Origin of the sequence: Pseudolysinimonas sp. (assembly GCF_039912695.1) — a bacterium.
Taxonomy (GTDB): domain Bacteria; phylum Actinomycetota; class Actinomycetes; order Actinomycetales; family Microbacteriaceae; genus Pseudolysinimonas_A.
In genome coordinates this window covers 145822-162561 of sequence record NZ_JBDSPJ010000014.1, presented here as the reverse complement: position 1 = coordinate 162561, position 16740 = coordinate 145822, and the positions used below count along the sequence as shown (strand labels likewise).

Genomic DNA, 16740 nt, shown 5'->3' with positions numbered 1-16740 from the left:
CGTTATCAAGTTTGTACGGAATCCCCAACGCAAGGGGAGAGCATTGCTGATGCCCCCGTCGAAGACGATCTGGGGCACCAGCGAGGGGTTTACCTCACCTTCAAAGAAGGGGAGCACTGTGAAGCGATCTTCATTGTTCTCTGTTGTAGCGATTGCCGGATTCTCGGCTGTCGTCCTGGCCGGATGTGCGGGCGCGGGCGGTGGCACCCAAACCGCGAGCTCGACTCGCGCTTGCGTGATCCTGCCCGATGCTGCATCGTCGCCGCGTTGGGAAGCCAACGACCGTGGTTACCTGCAGAAGGGTCTTGAGGCCGCCGGCTTCACTGCCGACATCCAGAACGCTCAGGGTGACACCACCAAGTACGCGACGATCGCCGACCAGCAGCTCACTCAGGGCTGTGGCGTCATGATCCTCGTCGACTACCAGGGTGCTGGCGTTGCCGTGGCCGCCAAGGCCAAGGCCCAGAACATCCCGGTCATCGCGTACGACCGCCCCATCAAGGGTGCGGACTACTACGTCTCGTTCGACAACTTCACGGTTGGCGCGCTTGAGGGCCAGTCCATCGTCGACGGCCTCACCGCTGCTGGCAAGGACCCGAAGACGGCAATCGTCATCTACATGGGCGGCGACCCGACCGACGGCAACGCGGCGTTCTTCCACGACGGTGCTGTTTCCAAGATGGAAGCCGCTGGCATCAAGCCGGCAGCTGAGCCGGCCGGTATCTGGGATGGCGCCAAGTCGGCGACCAACTTCGAGCAGGCTCTGACCTCGGTCGGTGGCAAGGTCGACGCAGTGTGGGTCGCCAACGACACCAACGCTGCGGGCGTCATCACGATCCTCGACAAGAACGGTCTCACCGTTCCGGTCTCGGGTCAGGACGCCTCGGTCGCCGGTCTGCAGAACGTGCTCCTCGGCAAGCAGACCGCCACGGTCTACAAGCCGATCAAGCTCGAGGCCGACAAGGCCGTCGCCACCGCCGTCTCGCTCCTCAAGGGTGAGACGATCACGGCCGACGCGAAGCTCGACGACGGCACGCCCTACATCCAGGTCGTTCCGATCCTGGTTGGCCCGGACAAGGTGAAGGACGTTGTCGCTGCTGGCGACGCGACCGTTGCTGACCTCTGCACCGGCGACGTTGCCGCCAAGTGCACCCAGTACGGCGTCAAGTAACACAGTGATTTGCGAGGCCCCGGGCTGCACCGATTCGGTCAGCACGGGGCCTCGCTTCATCTCCGCAGTGCACTCAGCTCGAATCTTCGAGTGATTCAGGTCAGACTGAGCCGACACAGCGTCGTTGTCCACGTAGCGCCATCTTCCGACGAGCCACCAGGTCGGGGATGTTGCGCGGCAGTGAAAGGAACCCGGCCACATGATTGAGCCGATTATCGAATTGACGGACATCGTCAAGAGCTTTGGACCCGTGAGCGTGCTCAAGGGTGTCGGACTCAAGGCCTACCCGGGAATGGTCACCGCACTTGTCGGTGACAACGGCGCCGGCAAGTCGACCCTGATTAAGGGTCTCGCCGGAGTTCAGCCCTACGACTCGGGCTCGGTGAAGTTCGACGGCCACGAGGTCGTGTTGAACAGCCCGCGCGCCGCAGCAGCGCTCGGCATCGAGGTTGTCTACCAAGACCTCGCTCTGTGCGACAACCTCGACATCGTGCAGAACATGTTCCTCGGCCGCGAAGAGACCAAGTTCGGCACCTTCGACGAGGGCCTGATGGAGAAGGAAGCCTCAGACACCCTGCGCTCCCTCTCGGTCCGCACGGTCAAGTCGGTGCGCCAGAAGGTCTCGTCACTGTCCGGCGGCCAGCGCCAGACCGTCGCGATCGCTCGCGCCGTTCTGAAGAACGCGCGCGTCGTGATCCTCGACGAGCCGACCGCGGCCCTCGGCGTCGCCCAGACCGAACAGGTGCTGAACCTGGTCAAGCGTCTCGCCGAACAGGGTGTCGCGGTGATCATCATTAGCCACAACCTGGTCGACGTGTTCGCTGTTGCTGACTTCGTCAGCGTGCTCTACCTCGGCCAGATGGTCGCCACCGTCGAACCGAAGAACGTGACCAGCGACGACGTCGTCGGCTACATCACCGGAACCAAGACCTTCGAGGGAACGAACGCATGAGCCTGAACCAGCAGTTCGGCGATCCGAACACCGGGATGGTCCCGGCAGCCGATGACATGATCGGGAGCGGCCAAGAGGGCGGCCTCATGGACCAGGTCCGCGGCTGGATCTCGCGCGTGCGGGGCGGCGACATGGGAGTCCTTCCCGCGGTCGGCGGGTTCGTGGTACTCAGCGCCCTCTTCGCGGTCTTGAGCCCGTTCTTCCTCACCGAGCGCAACTTCGCCAACCTTCTCGTGCAGGCAGCAACCCTCGTCATGCTGGGTATGGGCCTCGTGTTCGTCATCCTCCTGGGCGAGATCGACCTGTCGGCCGGTGTCACGTCGGGTGTCACGATGTGTTCCTTCGTCGTGCTGGTCAACGTGCAGCACCTCAACTGGATTCTCGCGCTCGCGATCGCATTTGCCATCGGCCTGGCGATCGGTACTCTGATCGGTTTCTTCGTCGCGAAAGTCGGCATCCCGTCGTTCGTCGTGACTCTGGGTCTCTTCCTTGGACTTCAGGGTGTCGAACTGATCGTCATCGGTGCCGGCGGCCTGTACCTCGTGCAGGTTCCGGAGATTCTCGCGATCCAGAACAGCACCATGCCCACCTGGGCTGGGTGGGCGCTCCTCGGCGTCGTCGCCCTGGTCTCGATCGGCACCTCGATGTGGGACCGCGCCCGCCGCACTCGCGCCGGTGTTCCGAACCGCACGGCCCTCCTCGTGCTGGCCAAGCTGGTCGTCATCCTGGTGGCCGGTGGCATCGTGGTGTTCCTGCTTAACGAGAACCGCGGTCAGTCCGGCACCGTGCTGAACGGGGTCACGGTCGGTGGGCACGAAGTCACGGGTGTTCCGATCGTCGTGCCGTTCGTGCTCGGCATCCTGTGGCTGGGAACGTTTGTGCTCGACCGCACGCGCTACGGTCGCTACATCTACGCGATCGGTGGCAACGCCGAGGCAGCACGGCGAGCCGGAGTCAAGATCGTCTTCGTGCGCTGGACGGCCTTCATCATCTGCTCGACCCTCGCGGTCGTGTCCGGCATCTTCCAGGTCTCCTACGTGGGATCGGTCGACGCAGCCATGGGTCGCGACGTCGTGCTGTCGGGTGTCGCGGCCGCTGTCGTCGGTGGGGTCAGCCTCTTCGGTGGACGCGGACGGTTGCTTCATGCGGCCGTCGGCGCGCTCGTGATCGCGGTCATCACCAACGGCCTCGGCCTGCTGCACTTGGCGGCCGGTATCAACTACGCCGTGACCGGCACCGTGCTGATCCTCGCGGCTACGGTCGACGCGGTTTCCCGCAAGCGCAACGGTGGCGGCGGGGCTCGCACCTAAGCATCCTGTGTGCCGGAAGGCCCTCGCTCCCACCAGAGCGGGGGCCTTCTGAACGTGTTCACGACCTGATCAGCCGTGTCGAGCGATCGCCTCACTCAGCCACCGGTCGTACGCGTGCCAAGCGGACTCGACCCCGCCTCCGACGACATCGATGTGCTGCCGGATCGCGTGCGACAGGGCAAACCACTCCGAAGTGCCGAGCCGGTCGACGGCGAACTCGAGGTGCCGACGTTGCTCGAGCGCCCGCCCCCCGCGCTCGAACGCCAGCACCTCCTCGTGCGGAATCGCGGCGAATCGTTGACGCGGGTTGCTCGTCGTGCCGATTTTTACGCGATCGCCCAGTCGCACGTAGTAGACGACATCGATCCGCGGCGGCGGAAGCTCGGCATCCACCAGCTCCCCGACTCGCCACTCGCAGACCCCGCAGATCCAGCCCGACGGGTAGCGAACACCGAGACGCGACCCGCAGACTCGGCACGGCGAGGGCAGCAGATCCGGGATGCCGTACTCCCGACCGGCCCACTCGGCAGCGAGTGCGAGATGCCGCTCGCAGAGGGCGACCGGAGCGTCGACGGGGATGCCGCCCGCGCACGATCCGTCAGCTGCGAGGCACCGCGCCGACGAGAGACCCATCCCAGCATTAGATCACCGCATGAGATCACCGCGGAGCCGTCAGGCGTCGAGTGACGACCGTGGCCACCGCCAGTTGGCGACCACCGGGCTGTCCTCTCCATGCTCCCGGGTGTACGCGCGGGCACGCAGGCGGGCGTCGTCGAGCTCTTGGCGCAGCCCGCCGTGCGTCGCGGCGAGCCCCGGGACCCGGTCGATCACATCCATCGCGAGCCGGAACCGATCGAGGTCGTTGAGCATCACCATGTCGAACGGTGTCGTCGTCGTGCCCCGCTCCACAAATCCCCGCACGTGCAGTTGATTGTGGCCGGTGCGTCGGTAGGCCAGCCGATGAATCAGCCACGGATACCCGTGGTACGCGAAGACCACGGGCCGGTCGGCGGTGAACACCGCATCGTACTCCCGGTCAGATAGCCCGTGCGGATGCTCCCCCTCCGATTGCAGGCGCATCAGGTCGACGACATTAACGACCCGAACAGCCAACTCCGGAATGCGGTCACGCAGAATGGCGGCCGCGGCGAGTACTTCGAGCGTCGGCACGTCCCCGGCGGCGGCGAGGACGACATCCGGTTCACGGCCCTCGACCTCGGTGCCCGCCCAGGGCAGGATGCCGAGCCCGCGGGTGCAGTGCTCGATGGCCTCCTCCATCGTCAGCCACTGCGGCTCGGGTTGCTTGCCGGCGACGACGACATTCACGTAGTCGACGCTGCGCAGGCAGTGGTCGTAGACCGAGAGCAGAGTGTTGGCGTCGAAGGGCAGGTAGGCCCGAACGACCTCCTTGCTCTTATTCACCGCGAGGTCGAGGAACCCGGGGTCCTGGTGGCTGAAGCCGTTGTGGTCCTGGCGCCAGACGTGGCTCGACAACAGGTAGTTCAGGCTCGCGACCGGTCGGCGCCACGGAATTCGTCGGGATGCCTCGAGCCACTTGGCGTGCTGGTTGAACATCGAATCAACGATGTGGATGAACGCCTCGTAGGAGTTGAACACTCCGTGTCGCCCGGTGAGAAGGTAGCCCTCGAGCCAGCCTTGGCACTGGTGTTCGCTCAGCACCTCCATGACTCGACCGGTCGGAGCGAGGTGCTCATCGACCGGAAGCACCTCGGCGTTCCACTGCTTGTCGGTCGCTTCGTAGATTGCCGGTGCGAGCCGGTTGGACGCCGTCTCGTCAGGCCCGAAGATGCGAAACGTGTGGGGGTTCCCCCGGATGACTCCCGCCAGCCAGTGGCCGAGCACCGCCGTCGACTCTGCCTGGATCGCGCCACGCTCGGCGGGATCGACCTCGACTCCTGCCGCGCGAAAGTCGGGCAGCTTCAGGTCGCGGCGCAGCAGCCCACCGTTCGCGACCGGGTTCGCGCTCATCCTGCGGTTCCCGGTCGGAGCGAGCGCGGTGACCTCGGGCAGCGGTGCCCCGGCGTCATCGAAGAGTTCCTCGGGTCGGTAGGACCGCATCCAGTCTTCGAGTACCTGCTGGTGCTCCGGGGTGTCGCGGGCGTTCGCGAGCGGGACCTGATGAGCCCGCCAGGTTCCCTCCACCGGCACGCCGTCGATCACGGCGGGGCAGGTCCAGCCCTTGGGCGTGCGCAACACGATCATCGGCCAGGTCGGACGCCCCTCGAGCGACCCGTCGGCCGCCGCCGCCTTGATCGCGGCGATGCGGTCGAAGACGGTGTCGAGGACCCCGGCGAAGCGACGATGGAAGTCACGGATGTCTTCACCTGGCGCTCCCCCCTCGACCAGGAAGGGTTCGTGCCCGTAGCCGCGCATCAGGTCGAACAGCTCCGACTCCGGGATGCGCGCGAGCACGGTCGGGTTGGCGATCTTGAACCCGTTGAGGTGCAGGATCGGCAGCACCACGCCATCCTGTGCGGGGTTCAAAAACTTGTTGCCGTGCCAGGCCGTCGCGAGCGGACCCGTCTCGGCCTCACCATCGCCGATGACGCAGGCCACGATGAGATCGGGGTTGTCGAACGCTGCGCCGTAGGCGTGGCTGAGCGAATAGCCCAGCTCGCCCCCTTCGTGGATCGAACCGGGGGTATCGGGCGAGACGTGACTCGGGATGCCGCCCGGAAACGAGAACTGTCGAAAGAGCTTGCGCAGGCCGTCTTCGGTGCGTTCGATCGTGGAGTAGACCTCGGAGTAGGTGCCGTCGAGGTACGCGTTCGCGACCATCCCCGGTCCGCCGTGCCCGGGACCGGTCACGTAGAGCATGTCGACATCCCGCTCTTGGATGACGCGGTTGAGATGCGCGTAGAGCACGTTGAGGCCGGGGGTGGTTCCCCAGTGCCCGAGCAGGCGCGGCTTGATCTGTTCGCGCGTCAGCGGGCGCCGCAACAGCGGGTTATCGAGCAGGTAGATCTGCCCGATGCTCAGGTAGTTCGCCGCCCGCCACCAGGCGTCGATTCGATCGATGGTCTGGTCTGTGGTGGGGGTCATACCCCCACCCTGGTGTGTGGGGGTCGCCACGTCGAGAGCGCCGGGTCAACCTGGGAGAGCGCGGGATTAACCTGCGACGAGTTCGATAGTCTCCATGGCGATTTGAGACTCTTCGTCGGTGGGCACGACAAGCACCGGCGTTGCTCCGGGCGGCGAAATCACCCGGGCATCCCCGCCCGCCGCGGCGTTGAGTGCCGGGTCGACCGCCAGGCCAAGGTGCGCAAGCCGTTCGACCGCCCGCGCCCGAATGATCGCGCTGTTCTCGCCGACACCCGCCGTGAAGACGAGGGCGTCGAGGCCACCGAGTTCCGCGAGGTAGGCGCCGATATAGCGGCGCAGCCGGTGCAGGTAGACGTCGAGAGCGAGGGCGGCGGCATCCGATCCCGCGTCGGCCGCCGCCTGCACCTCGCGCATGTCCGAGCGGCCCGCGAGCCCGAGCAGACCGCTGCGACGGTTGAGCAGGTCGTCGAGTTCGTCAAAGTCCGCTCCGGTCACGGCGTGCAGGTGAAAAAGCACTCCCGGATCGATGTCGCCCGAGCGCGTCCCCATCACGAGACCTTCGAGTGGGGTGAGCCCCATCGAGGTGTCGATCGATCGTCCGTTCAGGATCGCCGCGGCGGAGGCGCCGTTGCCCAGGTGCAACACGATGAGCCGCAACTCGGTGAGCGGACGCCCGAGGAACTCCGCAGCCCGAGCCGAGACGTAGCGGTACGAGGTGCCGTGAAATCCATACCGCCGGATGCCGTGCTCGGCAGCAAGGGCCGCGTCGATCGCGTAGGTCGACGCCTCGCGCGGCATCGTGGCGTGGAACGCGGTATCGAACACCGCGACCTGGGGCAACTCGGGGAGCGCCGCCCGTGCGGCCCGGATGCCGGCCAGAGCTGGAGGGTTGTGCAACGGGGCGAGCGCGCTGAGTTCGTCGATACGGCGCTCGACCTCGGCGTCGATCAGCACGGCGCTGTCGAACTCCCCGCCGTGCACGACGCGATGCCCGACCGCGACGACCCCGTCGAGGTCGACATCGGCGAGCGCGGTGGCAAGAGCGGCCTGGTGATCGGGAACCTCCGAGCCGGGTTCGCCGATCCGCTCGATCAGACCGGAGTGTTGGAGGACAGAGCGTTGGAGGGCAGAGCGGCCCCGCCCTGGAACGGACGGGTCGACAACGCGGTACTTGAGCGACGACGACCCGGCGTTCACGACGAGGACGCGCGGGGCGGTCATCCGGTCGTTCCTTGCGCCTGGATGGCGGTGATCGCGATCGTGTTGACGATATCCCGCACCAGCGCACCACGCGACAGGTCGTTAACCGGCTTGGCGAGCCCTTGCAGCACCGGGCCGATCGCGATCGCTCCCGCGCTGCGTTGCACGGCCTTGTAGGTGTTGTTGCCGGTGTTCAGGTCGGGAAAGACGAAGACCGTCGCCCGGCCGGCGACCACCGACCCCGGCAGTTTCGATGCGCCGGTCGTCGGGTCGGCGGCGGCGTCGTACTGCATCGGACCGTCAACGAGCAGTTCCGGGGCGCGCTCCCGCACGAGTGCTGTCGCTGCCCGCACCCGGTCGACGTCGGCGCCAGAACCGGAGTCGCCGGTCGAGTACGACAGCATCGCGACGCGCGGCTCAATCCCGAACCGTCGAGCGGTCTCGGCCGATGAGATCGCGATATCGGCGAGTTGATCCACCGTCGGCTCCGGGATGACGGCGCAATCTCCGTAGACCAGCACCCGATCGGCGAGCGCCATGAAGAACACACTCGACACGACCGAGACTCCAGGGGCCGTCTTCACGATCTCGAAAGCCGGTCGGATGGTGTGCGCCGTGGTGTGCCGGGCGCCCGACACCATCCCGTCGGCAAGGCCCAGATGCACCATGAGGGTGCCGAAGTACGACACATCGGTGACGGTGTCGAAAGCCTGAATCCGCGCGACACCCTTGTGCGCCCGCAGCCTGACGTACTCGTCGGTGAACCGTTCCCGCAGCTCCGGATCGGTTGGCGCGATGATCGCGGCCGCCGCGATGTCGACCCCGAGTTCCGCAGCCCTGGCACGCACCGTTGCTTCGTCGCCGAGAATCGTGAGCCGCGCGATCCCGCGTTGCAGCACGATCGCAGCGGCTTGCAGAATCCGGTCGTCGTCGCCTTCGGCCAGCACGACGTGGCGAACGTCGGTGCGCGCCCGCTCGATGAGCATGTGCTCGAACCGGATCGGCGTGAGCACGGTCGTCGCGGGAAGGCTCAGGCGGCGCAGAATCTCGGCGCCATCCACATGGTTCTCGAAGAGCGCGAGAGCGGTCTGATACTTCTGCGGGGAGTCGGCAGCGTACCGGCTGCGCGCTTGAGTCACGGCGACCGCGGTATCGAACGTGCCGGTGGCGGTCGCGGCGATCGGCAGTGAGACATCCAGTCCGTCGAGGAGTTTGCGCACCGCTGGCGCGATCGGGAAGCCGCCGTTCAGGATGATGCCCGCGAGGGACGGAAAACTCTGCGACAGGTGTGCGACGACGGAACCCACCAGAACGTCGGAGCGGTCTCCCGGTACGACGACCACCGACCCTTCGAGCAGGCGCGGCAGCACGTTCTCGAGCGACATGGCAGCGACGACGGTGCCAAGCACGGGGCGTTCCAGACGTTCCGGGTCGCCGATCAGCAGCTCGGCGTGGGCGGCGGCAAACACCGTGCGCAGGAGCGGAGCAACCAGCACCGGGTCTTCGGGAATCGCCCAGATCGCATCGGGTCGGTGATCGCCCACGAGTGCCGCGCGGATCTCGTCGAGTCGTTCGGGGTCAGAGCGGTTGACGACGACGCCAAGTACTGTCGCGTGCTCCGCCTCGAGCTCACCCAGAGCCACCTCGAGTGAGGTCCGCACCTCGCCCGAGGTGCGATATCCGTCGCGATCCCGACCGCTCAGAACCAGCAACACGGGGGCGGCTATATTTGCGGCGATGCGCCCGTTCGCGGCGAGCTCGGTGGGAGTGCCGACGTCGGTGTAGTCCGACCCCACGATCACGACGGCATCGCACGCCGCTTCAACGGCGGCAAAGCGCTCGACGATCGTCGTGATCGCCTCCTCCGGGTTGTCGTGATACTCCGGATAGGTCACCCCGACACAGGCCGCGTAGTCGAGGCCGGCGGTGGCGTGTTCGAGCAACATTTCGAGCACGTAGTCGTGGTCGGCATCCGATCGCGATACGGGTCGAAACACCGCGACGTGCGGAGCGTTGGCCCGGAGTGCGTCGAGCATTCCGAGCGCAACCGTTGACTTGCCGGTGCCGCCTTCGGCGGATGCCACGTAGATGCGAGTCGCCACGTGCCTCACGCTACCGGTGCCGGTCAGGCCGCGGCTTCGACCTCGCGGTAGGTCGATGTGACGAGAATCGGCATGTGGTCCGACGCCCCTCGGGTGAGAGTCTCGATGCCGTCGATTGTCATGCCGGCCGAGGTCGCGAAGTCGAAGTGACCCCGCACGACCTTGTATCTCGTGTACGTGCGGGTGTCGCTCAGGGTGAGGTCGTAGCCGCCCTTGAGCATCCGGGCGCCGAGTTTCGCCTTGCCGAGCGGGTAGTTGTAGTCACCCACCATCAGGGCCGGCAGCCCCGGGCCAAGGTCGCGCAACCGCGCGTGTGCCGACGCAATCTGGTTGCGTCGCAACGAGTTGGATGCCGTCAGCGGCGAGGCATGGAATGAGGCGACGAGCAGGTCTCGGCCCTCAACGACATCCCGGAGTCGGCAGGCGAGCAACCGCTCGTGGGCGGGCGCTGCGATGCGATCGTGCAGCCCACGTTTGAGCGAATAGGCCTTGGTCTCGAGCGACTCGAAGCGGTCGCGGCGGTGGTAGATCGCCAGCCCGAGGCGGTTGCGCTGCGTCGAATCGGCGAGGTGGAGCGGCCCCAGCTCAATGGGGAGGTCGGTCGTCTCACACTCTTGCAAGCACAGCACGTCGAGGTCGAACTGCTCCGTCAACGCCACCAGCTCACCCGCGGCCTTGTGCTTCTCGAGGTTGTAGCTCAGTGTGCGCATCAATTCACGGTACAGCGATAGGGGGGCGACGGGGAACGTCTTCACGGTGAACGTAGAGGGTCGCGCATAGCCGCCCGACCCGCGAAGGTCAACCTCTTGGAGGGCGCCAACACCTCACGTAGACCTGACGTACGAGACGGACAGCCCGACTCGACGCTCGCCTCAGAAGCGCGTACTCCCGGAAAGATCCCCATGGTCCAGCAGACACTTCAGACGCCCCCCGAGCTGCTCCACTACCAGCTCCGTACCGCCCTCACGATGGAAGACGACTCTCTCGCCGCACTCGGCGAACTCAGCAAAGGAGCGAAGTCGGCAGAGGTGAAGCAGATGTTCCGCCACCACGCGGACGAGACGAAGGAGCAGATCGCCAACCTTCATCGCGTGTTCCAACTACTCGACCTCAAGCTCTCGAAGGCTCCCTCGCCGAGCACCAAGGGGATTGGCAAGCAGGCCGGTTCACTGATCGAGCGCAGCGCCCCGAAGCTGCGTGACCAGGTCGTGCTGTCCTGTGCGCTCGGCAACGAGCACTACGAGATCTCGGCCTATCAGTCTCTGATCATCCCCGTGACGGCGATGGGCGCGACCGAGGTCGCCGCACTGTTGCAGGCCAACCTGGACCAGGAGACCCACACCAGTGAAGAACTGCACACCATGCTGCAGAAGCTCGCGGGCTGAGGCTACGACATGAAGATCACCTACGACACGGTCAGCGACTCCATCTCCAGCCCCGACTTGAATCCCGAGCAGACAGCTCGGTTGCAGGCGACGCTGGTGAGGGCGCTGGCTCGGAACGAACCCGTGCAGAAGGTCGCCGCGATGCTGCTGGCCGCCGCCTCAAGCGAGGAGTGACTCGCAGCTGAAGCAGCGCAGAACCGACGGCCAGTGGGCCGACATTGTGCATTGCAGAGACGATGGCTTAAGCCGCAGACAGCGCCTGGTCGAGAATGTCGATCCCCTGGGCGATCTCGTCGGCGGTGCTGGTGATCGGTGGCGCGATGCGGAACGTGCTGCCCATCCCCTTCAACTGCACGACGTTCATGTGCAGCCCCCGTTCCCGACACTTCTGTGTGACGAGCACGCCGAGGTCTTCGGCTGGCTCCTTCGTCGTGCGGTCGAGCACCAGTTCGACGCCCTGCATCAACCCGCGGCCGCGCACATCCCCGATGGCCTCGTGTTTCTGCTGAAGCGCGCGTAGTCCGTCGCCGAGCTGTTTTCCGAGCACTTGGGCCCGCTCGAGCAGCCCGTCGCGCTCGATGACATCCAGAACGGTCAGTCCGACGGCGGCGACCAGGGGGTCGGAGACGTGGGTCGTGAAGAACAGGAACCCGCGGTCGTAGGCCTCCTGCTCGATCTCAGCGCTCGTGATGACGGCGGCGAGCGGCAGCCCGGCACCGAGCGTCTTCGACAGGGTCAGGATATCGGGCACCACTCCATCTCGCTCGAACGCGTAGAAGTCGCCCGTGCGGCAGACCCCGGTCTGCGCCTCGTCGAGGATCAGCAGCATCCCGCGCTCCTCGCACTTCTGCTTCAGCGCGGCGAGGTACCCGAGCGGGAGTTCGATGATGCCGCCCGAGCTGAGGATCGGCTCGATGATGCAGGCGGCGAGACTGCCGACCGACTGCGCGTCAACTAGTTCGAACGAGAAGTCGAGCTGGCGACGCCAGTCGTGCGTGCCATCGGGGTTCACAAAATCTGGGCGGTAGGCATAGGGCGGCGGGATCGCGATGTTGCCCGGCGAGACCGGGCCGTAGCCCTTGCGCCCGGCGCTGTAGGTCGCCGCGGCGGCTGCGTGCGTCATCCCGTGCCAGGAGCGCGAGAACGAGACGATCTCGTGCTTGCCGGTCACCAACTTGGCCATGCGGATCGCGGCTTCGTTCGACTCTGCCCCCGTGGTGAGCAGCAGCACCTTGGAGAGGGATGCCGGCAGCGTTTCGCTCAGACGGCGTGCGAGGTCGACGACCGGGCGCGACAGCATCCCGCTGTAGAGGTGATCGAGTTCGGCCACCTGACGCTGCACCGTCGCGACGACGTCGGGATGCGAATGCCCGAGGATCGAACTCATCTGACCGCTCGTGAAATCGAGCAACTCGCGACCACTCTCGGTATAGAGCAGCGTGCCCTTCGCCTTCACGATGATCTCGGGAGTCCAGGTCGCGCCGTAGCGCAGCAGGTGAGCGTCGGCATCGGCCCAGAAGTCGGTCATCTTCGAACGATACCGATCTACCCGTGCTTACATTGACGCCAACGAGAGCAGGAGGCGTCACCGTGAATCCGAACCTGGATCTCAGTTCGATCTCCCCGGGAGTGTGGGCAATTTTGGGTGTCCTCGCCGTCGTCCAGATCGCCCTCGACGTCGTCGCTCTGGTCAGCCTCGCTCGCCGACCGCGCGCGAGCGTCACGTTCGGCAACAAGTGGATCTGGGTGGCGATCATCCTGCTGGTCAACATGATCGGCGCCATCCTGTACCTCGCTATCGGTCGCGCCTCGGCACCGCCCGCCGAGCTGGCTCCCGCCGCACCGCCGAGCAGCGCCGCCCGAAAGTCAGTCGCTGACGCGCTCTACGGCGAACCCGAAACCCGAGACGCACCGTGACGGTCGCCCTCGAGGTCTCGGCACTGACCAAGACCTACAACGGCAAGCACGCGCTCGACGCCATTGACCTCACCGTCGAGGAGGGGTCGATCTTCGGCTTTCTCGGCCCGAACGGTGCCGGTAAGACGACCGCCCTGCGGCTGATCACCGGGCTGACGCGGCCGACCAGCGGCGTCGTGCGGGTTCTCGGGCACGATGTCGCGCGTGCGGGCAACGCGGTGCGCGCGCAACTCGGCTTCCTTCCCGACGTTCCGGCGTTCTACGACTGGATGACGGCACCCGAGTTCATGCGATTCGCCGGCGGCCTCTTCGGGGTGGAGCGCAGCGTGCTCACCCAACGCGCCGGGATGCTGCTCGACAGCGCCGGGCTGGGCGGGGTCACGACGCGCATCGGCGGATATTCACGCGGGATGAAGCAACGCCTCGGCATCGCCCAGGCCCTCATTAACGCGCCCCAACTGCTGCTTCTCGACGAACCGACGAGCGCGCTCGACCCGATCGGGCGCAAAGACGTGCTCGACATGATCGACTCGCTGCGCGGTCGCACCACGATCTTCTTTTCGACCCACATCTTGGGTGATGTCGAACGAGTCTGTGACACTGTCGCGGTGCTCGATCGCGGTCGCGTTCTCACCCAGGCTCCGATCCCCGAGCTCAAGGCGCGCTACGGAACTCACAAGATCTCGATGGAGGTCACCGGCAGCGCGGATGCTCTCGCCGCCGCGATCGCCCAGCGACCCTGGGCGGGAGCTGTGACCCGGGAGAACGTCGGGTCGATCGAAGCGACAGTGACCGATGTGCGGGCTGCGCAGCACGACATCCCGCGCCTGGTCGTCGACCACAAGGCGGGACTCATCAGGCTTGAGGCGGGCGAGATCGGCCTCGAGGAAGTTTTTCTCGATCTCATCGGCGAGGCGCACTCATGAGCAGCGCGCTCGTCTTCGCCCGCAAGGAGTTCTTCGAGATCTTCCGCACCTGGCGGATCGTCGTGCTTCCGGCGATCGTGCTGCTGTTCGCGCTGACCGGACCGGTGCTCGCGAAGTACACGCCCGAACTGCTCACCGCCGTCGCCGGAAGCCAACTCTCGGGGCTCGAGCTGCCGACGCCAACGGTCTTCGACGCCTACGGACAGTGGATCAAGAACCTTTCGCAGATCGGTATTTTCGCGATCATCATCATCTACGCGGGTCTCGTCTCATCGGAGCGACGCAGTGGCACGGCCATCCTGGTGCTCACCAAGCCGCTGTCGAGGGCGACCTTCGTGATCGTCAAGGCTGTCGTCAATGCCTTCTACCTCACGGCGCTCGTGGCGATCGGCACCCTGATCACCTGGGGAGTCTCGGCGCTGATGTTCGGTGAAGCACCCGGTGCCGCGCTCTGGTCGTCCGCCGCAGTCTGGCTCGTGCTGGCGCTGGTCTACCTGTCGCTGATGACACTGTTCTCGGTGCTGATCCGGTCATCGGCGGGAGCCTCGGGTGCGGGGCTGGGAGCGTTCCTGGTGTTGTCGGTCGCAGGACTATGGATGCCGGCCGCCGACTACTCGCCGGCCGGACTCCCTAGCCGCGCGGCCACCCTCGCGGCGGGCGTTGCCACCGAACCGCTGACCTGGCCGATGGTGATCTCGCTCCTGGCCTGCGCCGCCGTTGTGGGGCTGGCCGCGATGATCTTCCGCCGGCAGGAACTCTAACGAACCGCTCAGACGAGCCGACGGCGCAGAGCGCGCGCAGCCACGAGGAGCGACCCCGCCAGCAGCAGCAGGGCGGCGAGCACCGCCGCCGGTCCCGGGCTGAAGCCCGTCGGAGCCAGGGTCGCTGCCATCTCGACGGCTCCGATATCGATCGCTGAGCCGACGATGCGAGCCTCACCGCGTTGGTCGAGAGCGGGAGCATCCGTGATCGCCGGGTTGCCGGAGTCGCGGGCAAGGCTGGAGGCGGAGAGCAGGTGGGTGAGCGTGGGTCCGCCATTGTCGCCGAGAGGTTCAAGTCCCGGGTCGGTAACCCCGCTCGTCACTCCGGGGCCCTGGGTGAATCCCGCGCCCGCGGTGTCATCGACGAGCTCGCCGATCAGACTCCATTCCACCGAGCTGTCGGTCGTTCCGGGGCTCACCCAGAACTCGCCGTAACTCCCGGCGATGTCGTTGCCGGCGATGATCGAATGAGTGATGAAGGCGCTCACGTCCTCGAATCCGGCACCCACGACGCCCTGGTTTCCGGTGATCGTCGAGTTGCGCAGTTCGTACGACGCTGTCGGCTCGCCGCCGGCCCACAGACCCCAGCCTTCGGCGCCGGCAAAGTTGCCCGACACCGTCGAGTTGGTGACGATCGCCGAACTGGTGTCGCGCAAGTCGTTCCACAGGCCGCCTGCGGAGTTGCCGGAGATCGTGGAGTTGTCGACGGTGACCGCGGAGGCGGAGAAGGAGGTGAGCGAGATTCCGACGTTCTCGTTGTCAACGACGGTCGTCCCCGCGATCGCGAGGGTCGTTCCGTTATCGTTCAGCGACCCCGCGATCCCCCCGTTGACGTTCCCCGAGATCGTCGAATTCACGATGGACAGCGGGGTTCCCCCGGATTTGAGGATCGAGATCCCTGTCCCGCCGCTTCCGCTGACCGTCGTGGAGTCGACCAGTCCCGTCCCCTCGAGTTCGAGATCGATGCCGTAGTCGGCCGAGTCGGTCACCGAACTGTCGCGGATCGTGAATGACGCCTGCGCGCCGTTGACACCCGCGAGGATTCCCGCGCCGTTGTCGGCCACCCTGATGTTCGAGATCTCAGCGCTGGAGGCGTCGAAGAGGTAGCTCTGGATGCCGAAGCTGCTCCGCGTGAGGGTCGCATTCGAGAGCCGGACCTGCGAGGTGTCGGTCTGGTAATCGTTGATGCCGGTCGAGAAAGCTCCGTCTGCAACATCCGCGGCGCTCGTGACCGTGAGATCGTCCAGCGTCACCGACGACGTTTCGGTCGCCCACAGAGCTACGCCGTACCCGTTGCCGCCGCCGTTGTGGAGCGGTCCCGCCGTGACGCGGACGCCGGTTATGACGACCGACCCATCCTCGTGAGCCTCGGCGAAGATCGGGTAGCTGACGTCGGTGACCGAGACATCAGCGATCGTCACCGACGAGCTATCGCCGGCACGGAGGTAGATCCCGTAGGAGGCATCGACGTGCTCGCCCCCCGTCACCTGAAGGACGGCGTCGTCGAGGACTGTCGCATCGATTCCGTCATTGCTCGCGCCGTGCGAGGAGAAATCTGTGATCACTGCCGTCTCACCGCTGACGAGGTAGATGGCCAACGCATCATGCAGCGCGTTGTCGATCGCGAGTGAGTCGACGGTCGCCGAGGCGTCGAGCCGGAAGGCGTCGAAGGTGGCGGCATCGATCGTGTGGCCGTTGCCGATGATCTGCACGGCGTAGCTGATGGGTGCGATGTTCGCGGTGAGCGTGAAGTCCGAGGTGATCTCGAGAACAGGGTCGTTGGCGAGGATCGCGGCATTGAGCGTTGCGGTGTCGCTCACCGTCGCCGCATTGGCCGGTGCGGCGGTAACGACGGCGAGGCCGACGCCGACGAGCAGGGCCGTGGCGGCGATCGAGACGCTGCGCATCAACGGTCGAACAGGCATGGATGTCCTCAGACGACCGATTGGCAAC

General features: G+C 66.0%; 15 protein-coding genes. 8 read left to right on the top strand and 7 right to left on the bottom strand.

Annotation, left to right across the window (positions count from 1 at the left end):
- Positions 1-118: 118 nt before the first annotated feature.
- The 3 genes from ABIR17_RS05860 (at position 119) to ABIR17_RS05850 (ending at position 3433) form a co-directional block, all read left to right on the top strand.
- Positions 119-1171 carry a substrate-binding domain-containing protein gene (locus ABIR17_RS05860; RefSeq protein ID WP_348003432.1) on the top strand — a complete coding sequence of 351 codons (1053 nt, stop codon included), beginning with the start codon at positions 119-121 and terminating at the stop codon, positions 1169-1171.
- A gap of 199 nt (positions 1172-1370) precedes the next feature.
- Positions 1371-2123 (top strand): ATP-binding cassette domain-containing protein, encoded by a 753-nt coding sequence (locus tag ABIR17_RS05855; RefSeq protein WP_348003431.1) that lies wholly within the window; start codon positions 1371-1373, stop codon positions 2121-2123.
- Positions 2120-3433 (top strand): ABC transporter permease, encoded by a 1314-nt coding sequence (locus ABIR17_RS05850; RefSeq protein WP_348003430.1) that lies wholly within the window; start codon positions 2120-2122, stop codon positions 3431-3433. The genes ABIR17_RS05855 and ABIR17_RS05850 overlap by 4 nt, the downstream gene beginning before the upstream one ends.
- A 69-nt stretch (positions 3434-3502) precedes the next feature.
- Here the strand turns inward: ABIR17_RS05850 and ABIR17_RS05845 are convergent, their stop codons facing one another.
- The 5 genes from ABIR17_RS05845 to ABIR17_RS05825 form a co-directional block, all read right to left on the bottom strand.
- A complete protein-coding gene (locus tag ABIR17_RS05845; protein ID WP_348003429.1) occupies positions 3503-4066 on the bottom strand; it encodes a GIY-YIG nuclease family protein in 564 nt (187 codons plus the stop codon).
- A 39-nt stretch (positions 4067-4105) separates the two neighbouring features.
- Positions 4106-6496 (bottom strand): phosphoketolase family protein, encoded by a 2391-nt coding sequence (locus ABIR17_RS05840; RefSeq protein WP_348003428.1) that lies wholly within the window; start codon positions 6494-6496, stop codon positions 4106-4108.
- 66 nt (positions 6497-6562) lie between these two features.
- The gene (locus tag ABIR17_RS05835; RefSeq protein WP_348003427.1) at positions 6563-7717 is read right to left on the bottom strand and encodes an acetate kinase; all 1155 of its coding nucleotides are present in this window, start codon (positions 7715-7717) and stop codon (positions 6563-6565) included.
- On the bottom strand, positions 7714-9798 hold the full coding sequence (pta, locus tag ABIR17_RS05830) for a phosphate acetyltransferase (protein ID WP_348003426.1): 2085 nt from the start codon (positions 9796-9798) through the stop codon (positions 7714-7716). Before pta ends, ABIR17_RS05835 begins: the two co-directional genes overlap by 4 nt.
- A 23-nt stretch (positions 9799-9821) precedes the next feature.
- Complete coding sequence (locus ABIR17_RS05825) at positions 9822-10508, bottom strand: endonuclease/exonuclease/phosphatase family protein (RefSeq protein ID WP_348003425.1); 687 nt, start codon at positions 10506-10508, stop codon at positions 9822-9824.
- A 192-nt stretch (positions 10509-10700) separates the two neighbouring features.
- On the opposite strand from ABIR17_RS05825, the gene ABIR17_RS05820 reads away from it, so the two are divergent.
- Positions 10701-11183: a DUF892 family protein gene (locus tag ABIR17_RS05820; protein ID WP_348003424.1), complete on the top strand. Its 483-nt coding sequence runs from the start codon at positions 10701-10703 to the stop codon at positions 11181-11183.
- Positions 11184-11192: 9 nt separating this feature from the next.
- The gene (locus tag ABIR17_RS05815) at positions 11193-11357 is read left to right on the top strand and encodes a hypothetical protein (RefSeq protein ID WP_348003423.1); all 165 of its coding nucleotides are present in this window, start codon (positions 11193-11195) and stop codon (positions 11355-11357) included.
- 67 nt (positions 11358-11424) lie between these two features.
- Here ABIR17_RS05815 and ABIR17_RS05810 read toward each other — a convergent pair whose 3' ends face one another.
- Positions 11425-12711 carry an aspartate aminotransferase family protein gene (locus ABIR17_RS05810; RefSeq protein WP_348003422.1) on the bottom strand — a complete coding sequence of 429 codons (1287 nt, stop codon included), beginning with the start codon at positions 12709-12711 and terminating at the stop codon, positions 11425-11427.
- 62 nt (positions 12712-12773) lie between these two features.
- Between ABIR17_RS05810 and ABIR17_RS05805 the strand changes: the two genes are divergently transcribed.
- Genes ABIR17_RS05805 through ABIR17_RS05795 form a run of 3 tightly spaced genes read left to right on the top strand, consistent with a single transcriptional unit; the run spans position 12774 to position 14787 of the window.
- Positions 12774-13100, top strand: a complete 327-nt coding sequence (locus ABIR17_RS05805; RefSeq protein WP_348003421.1) for a PLD nuclease N-terminal domain-containing protein — start codon at positions 12774-12776, stop codon at positions 13098-13100.
- Positions 13097-14026: an ABC transporter ATP-binding protein gene (locus ABIR17_RS05800; RefSeq protein WP_348003420.1), complete on the top strand. Its 930-nt coding sequence runs from the start codon at positions 13097-13099 to the stop codon at positions 14024-14026. Before ABIR17_RS05805 ends, ABIR17_RS05800 begins: the two co-directional genes overlap by 4 nt.
- A complete protein-coding gene (locus ABIR17_RS05795) occupies positions 14023-14787 on the top strand; it encodes an ABC transporter permease (protein ID WP_348003419.1) in 765 nt (254 codons plus the stop codon). The genes ABIR17_RS05800 and ABIR17_RS05795 overlap by 4 nt, the downstream gene beginning before the upstream one ends.
- An 8-nt stretch (positions 14788-14795) precedes the next feature.
- On the opposite strand, the gene ABIR17_RS05790 is transcribed toward ABIR17_RS05795, so the two are convergent.
- A complete protein-coding gene (locus ABIR17_RS05790) occupies positions 14796-16712 on the bottom strand; it encodes a right-handed parallel beta-helix repeat-containing protein (RefSeq protein WP_348003418.1) in 1917 nt (638 codons plus the stop codon).
- Positions 16713-16740: the final 28 nt, after the last annotated feature.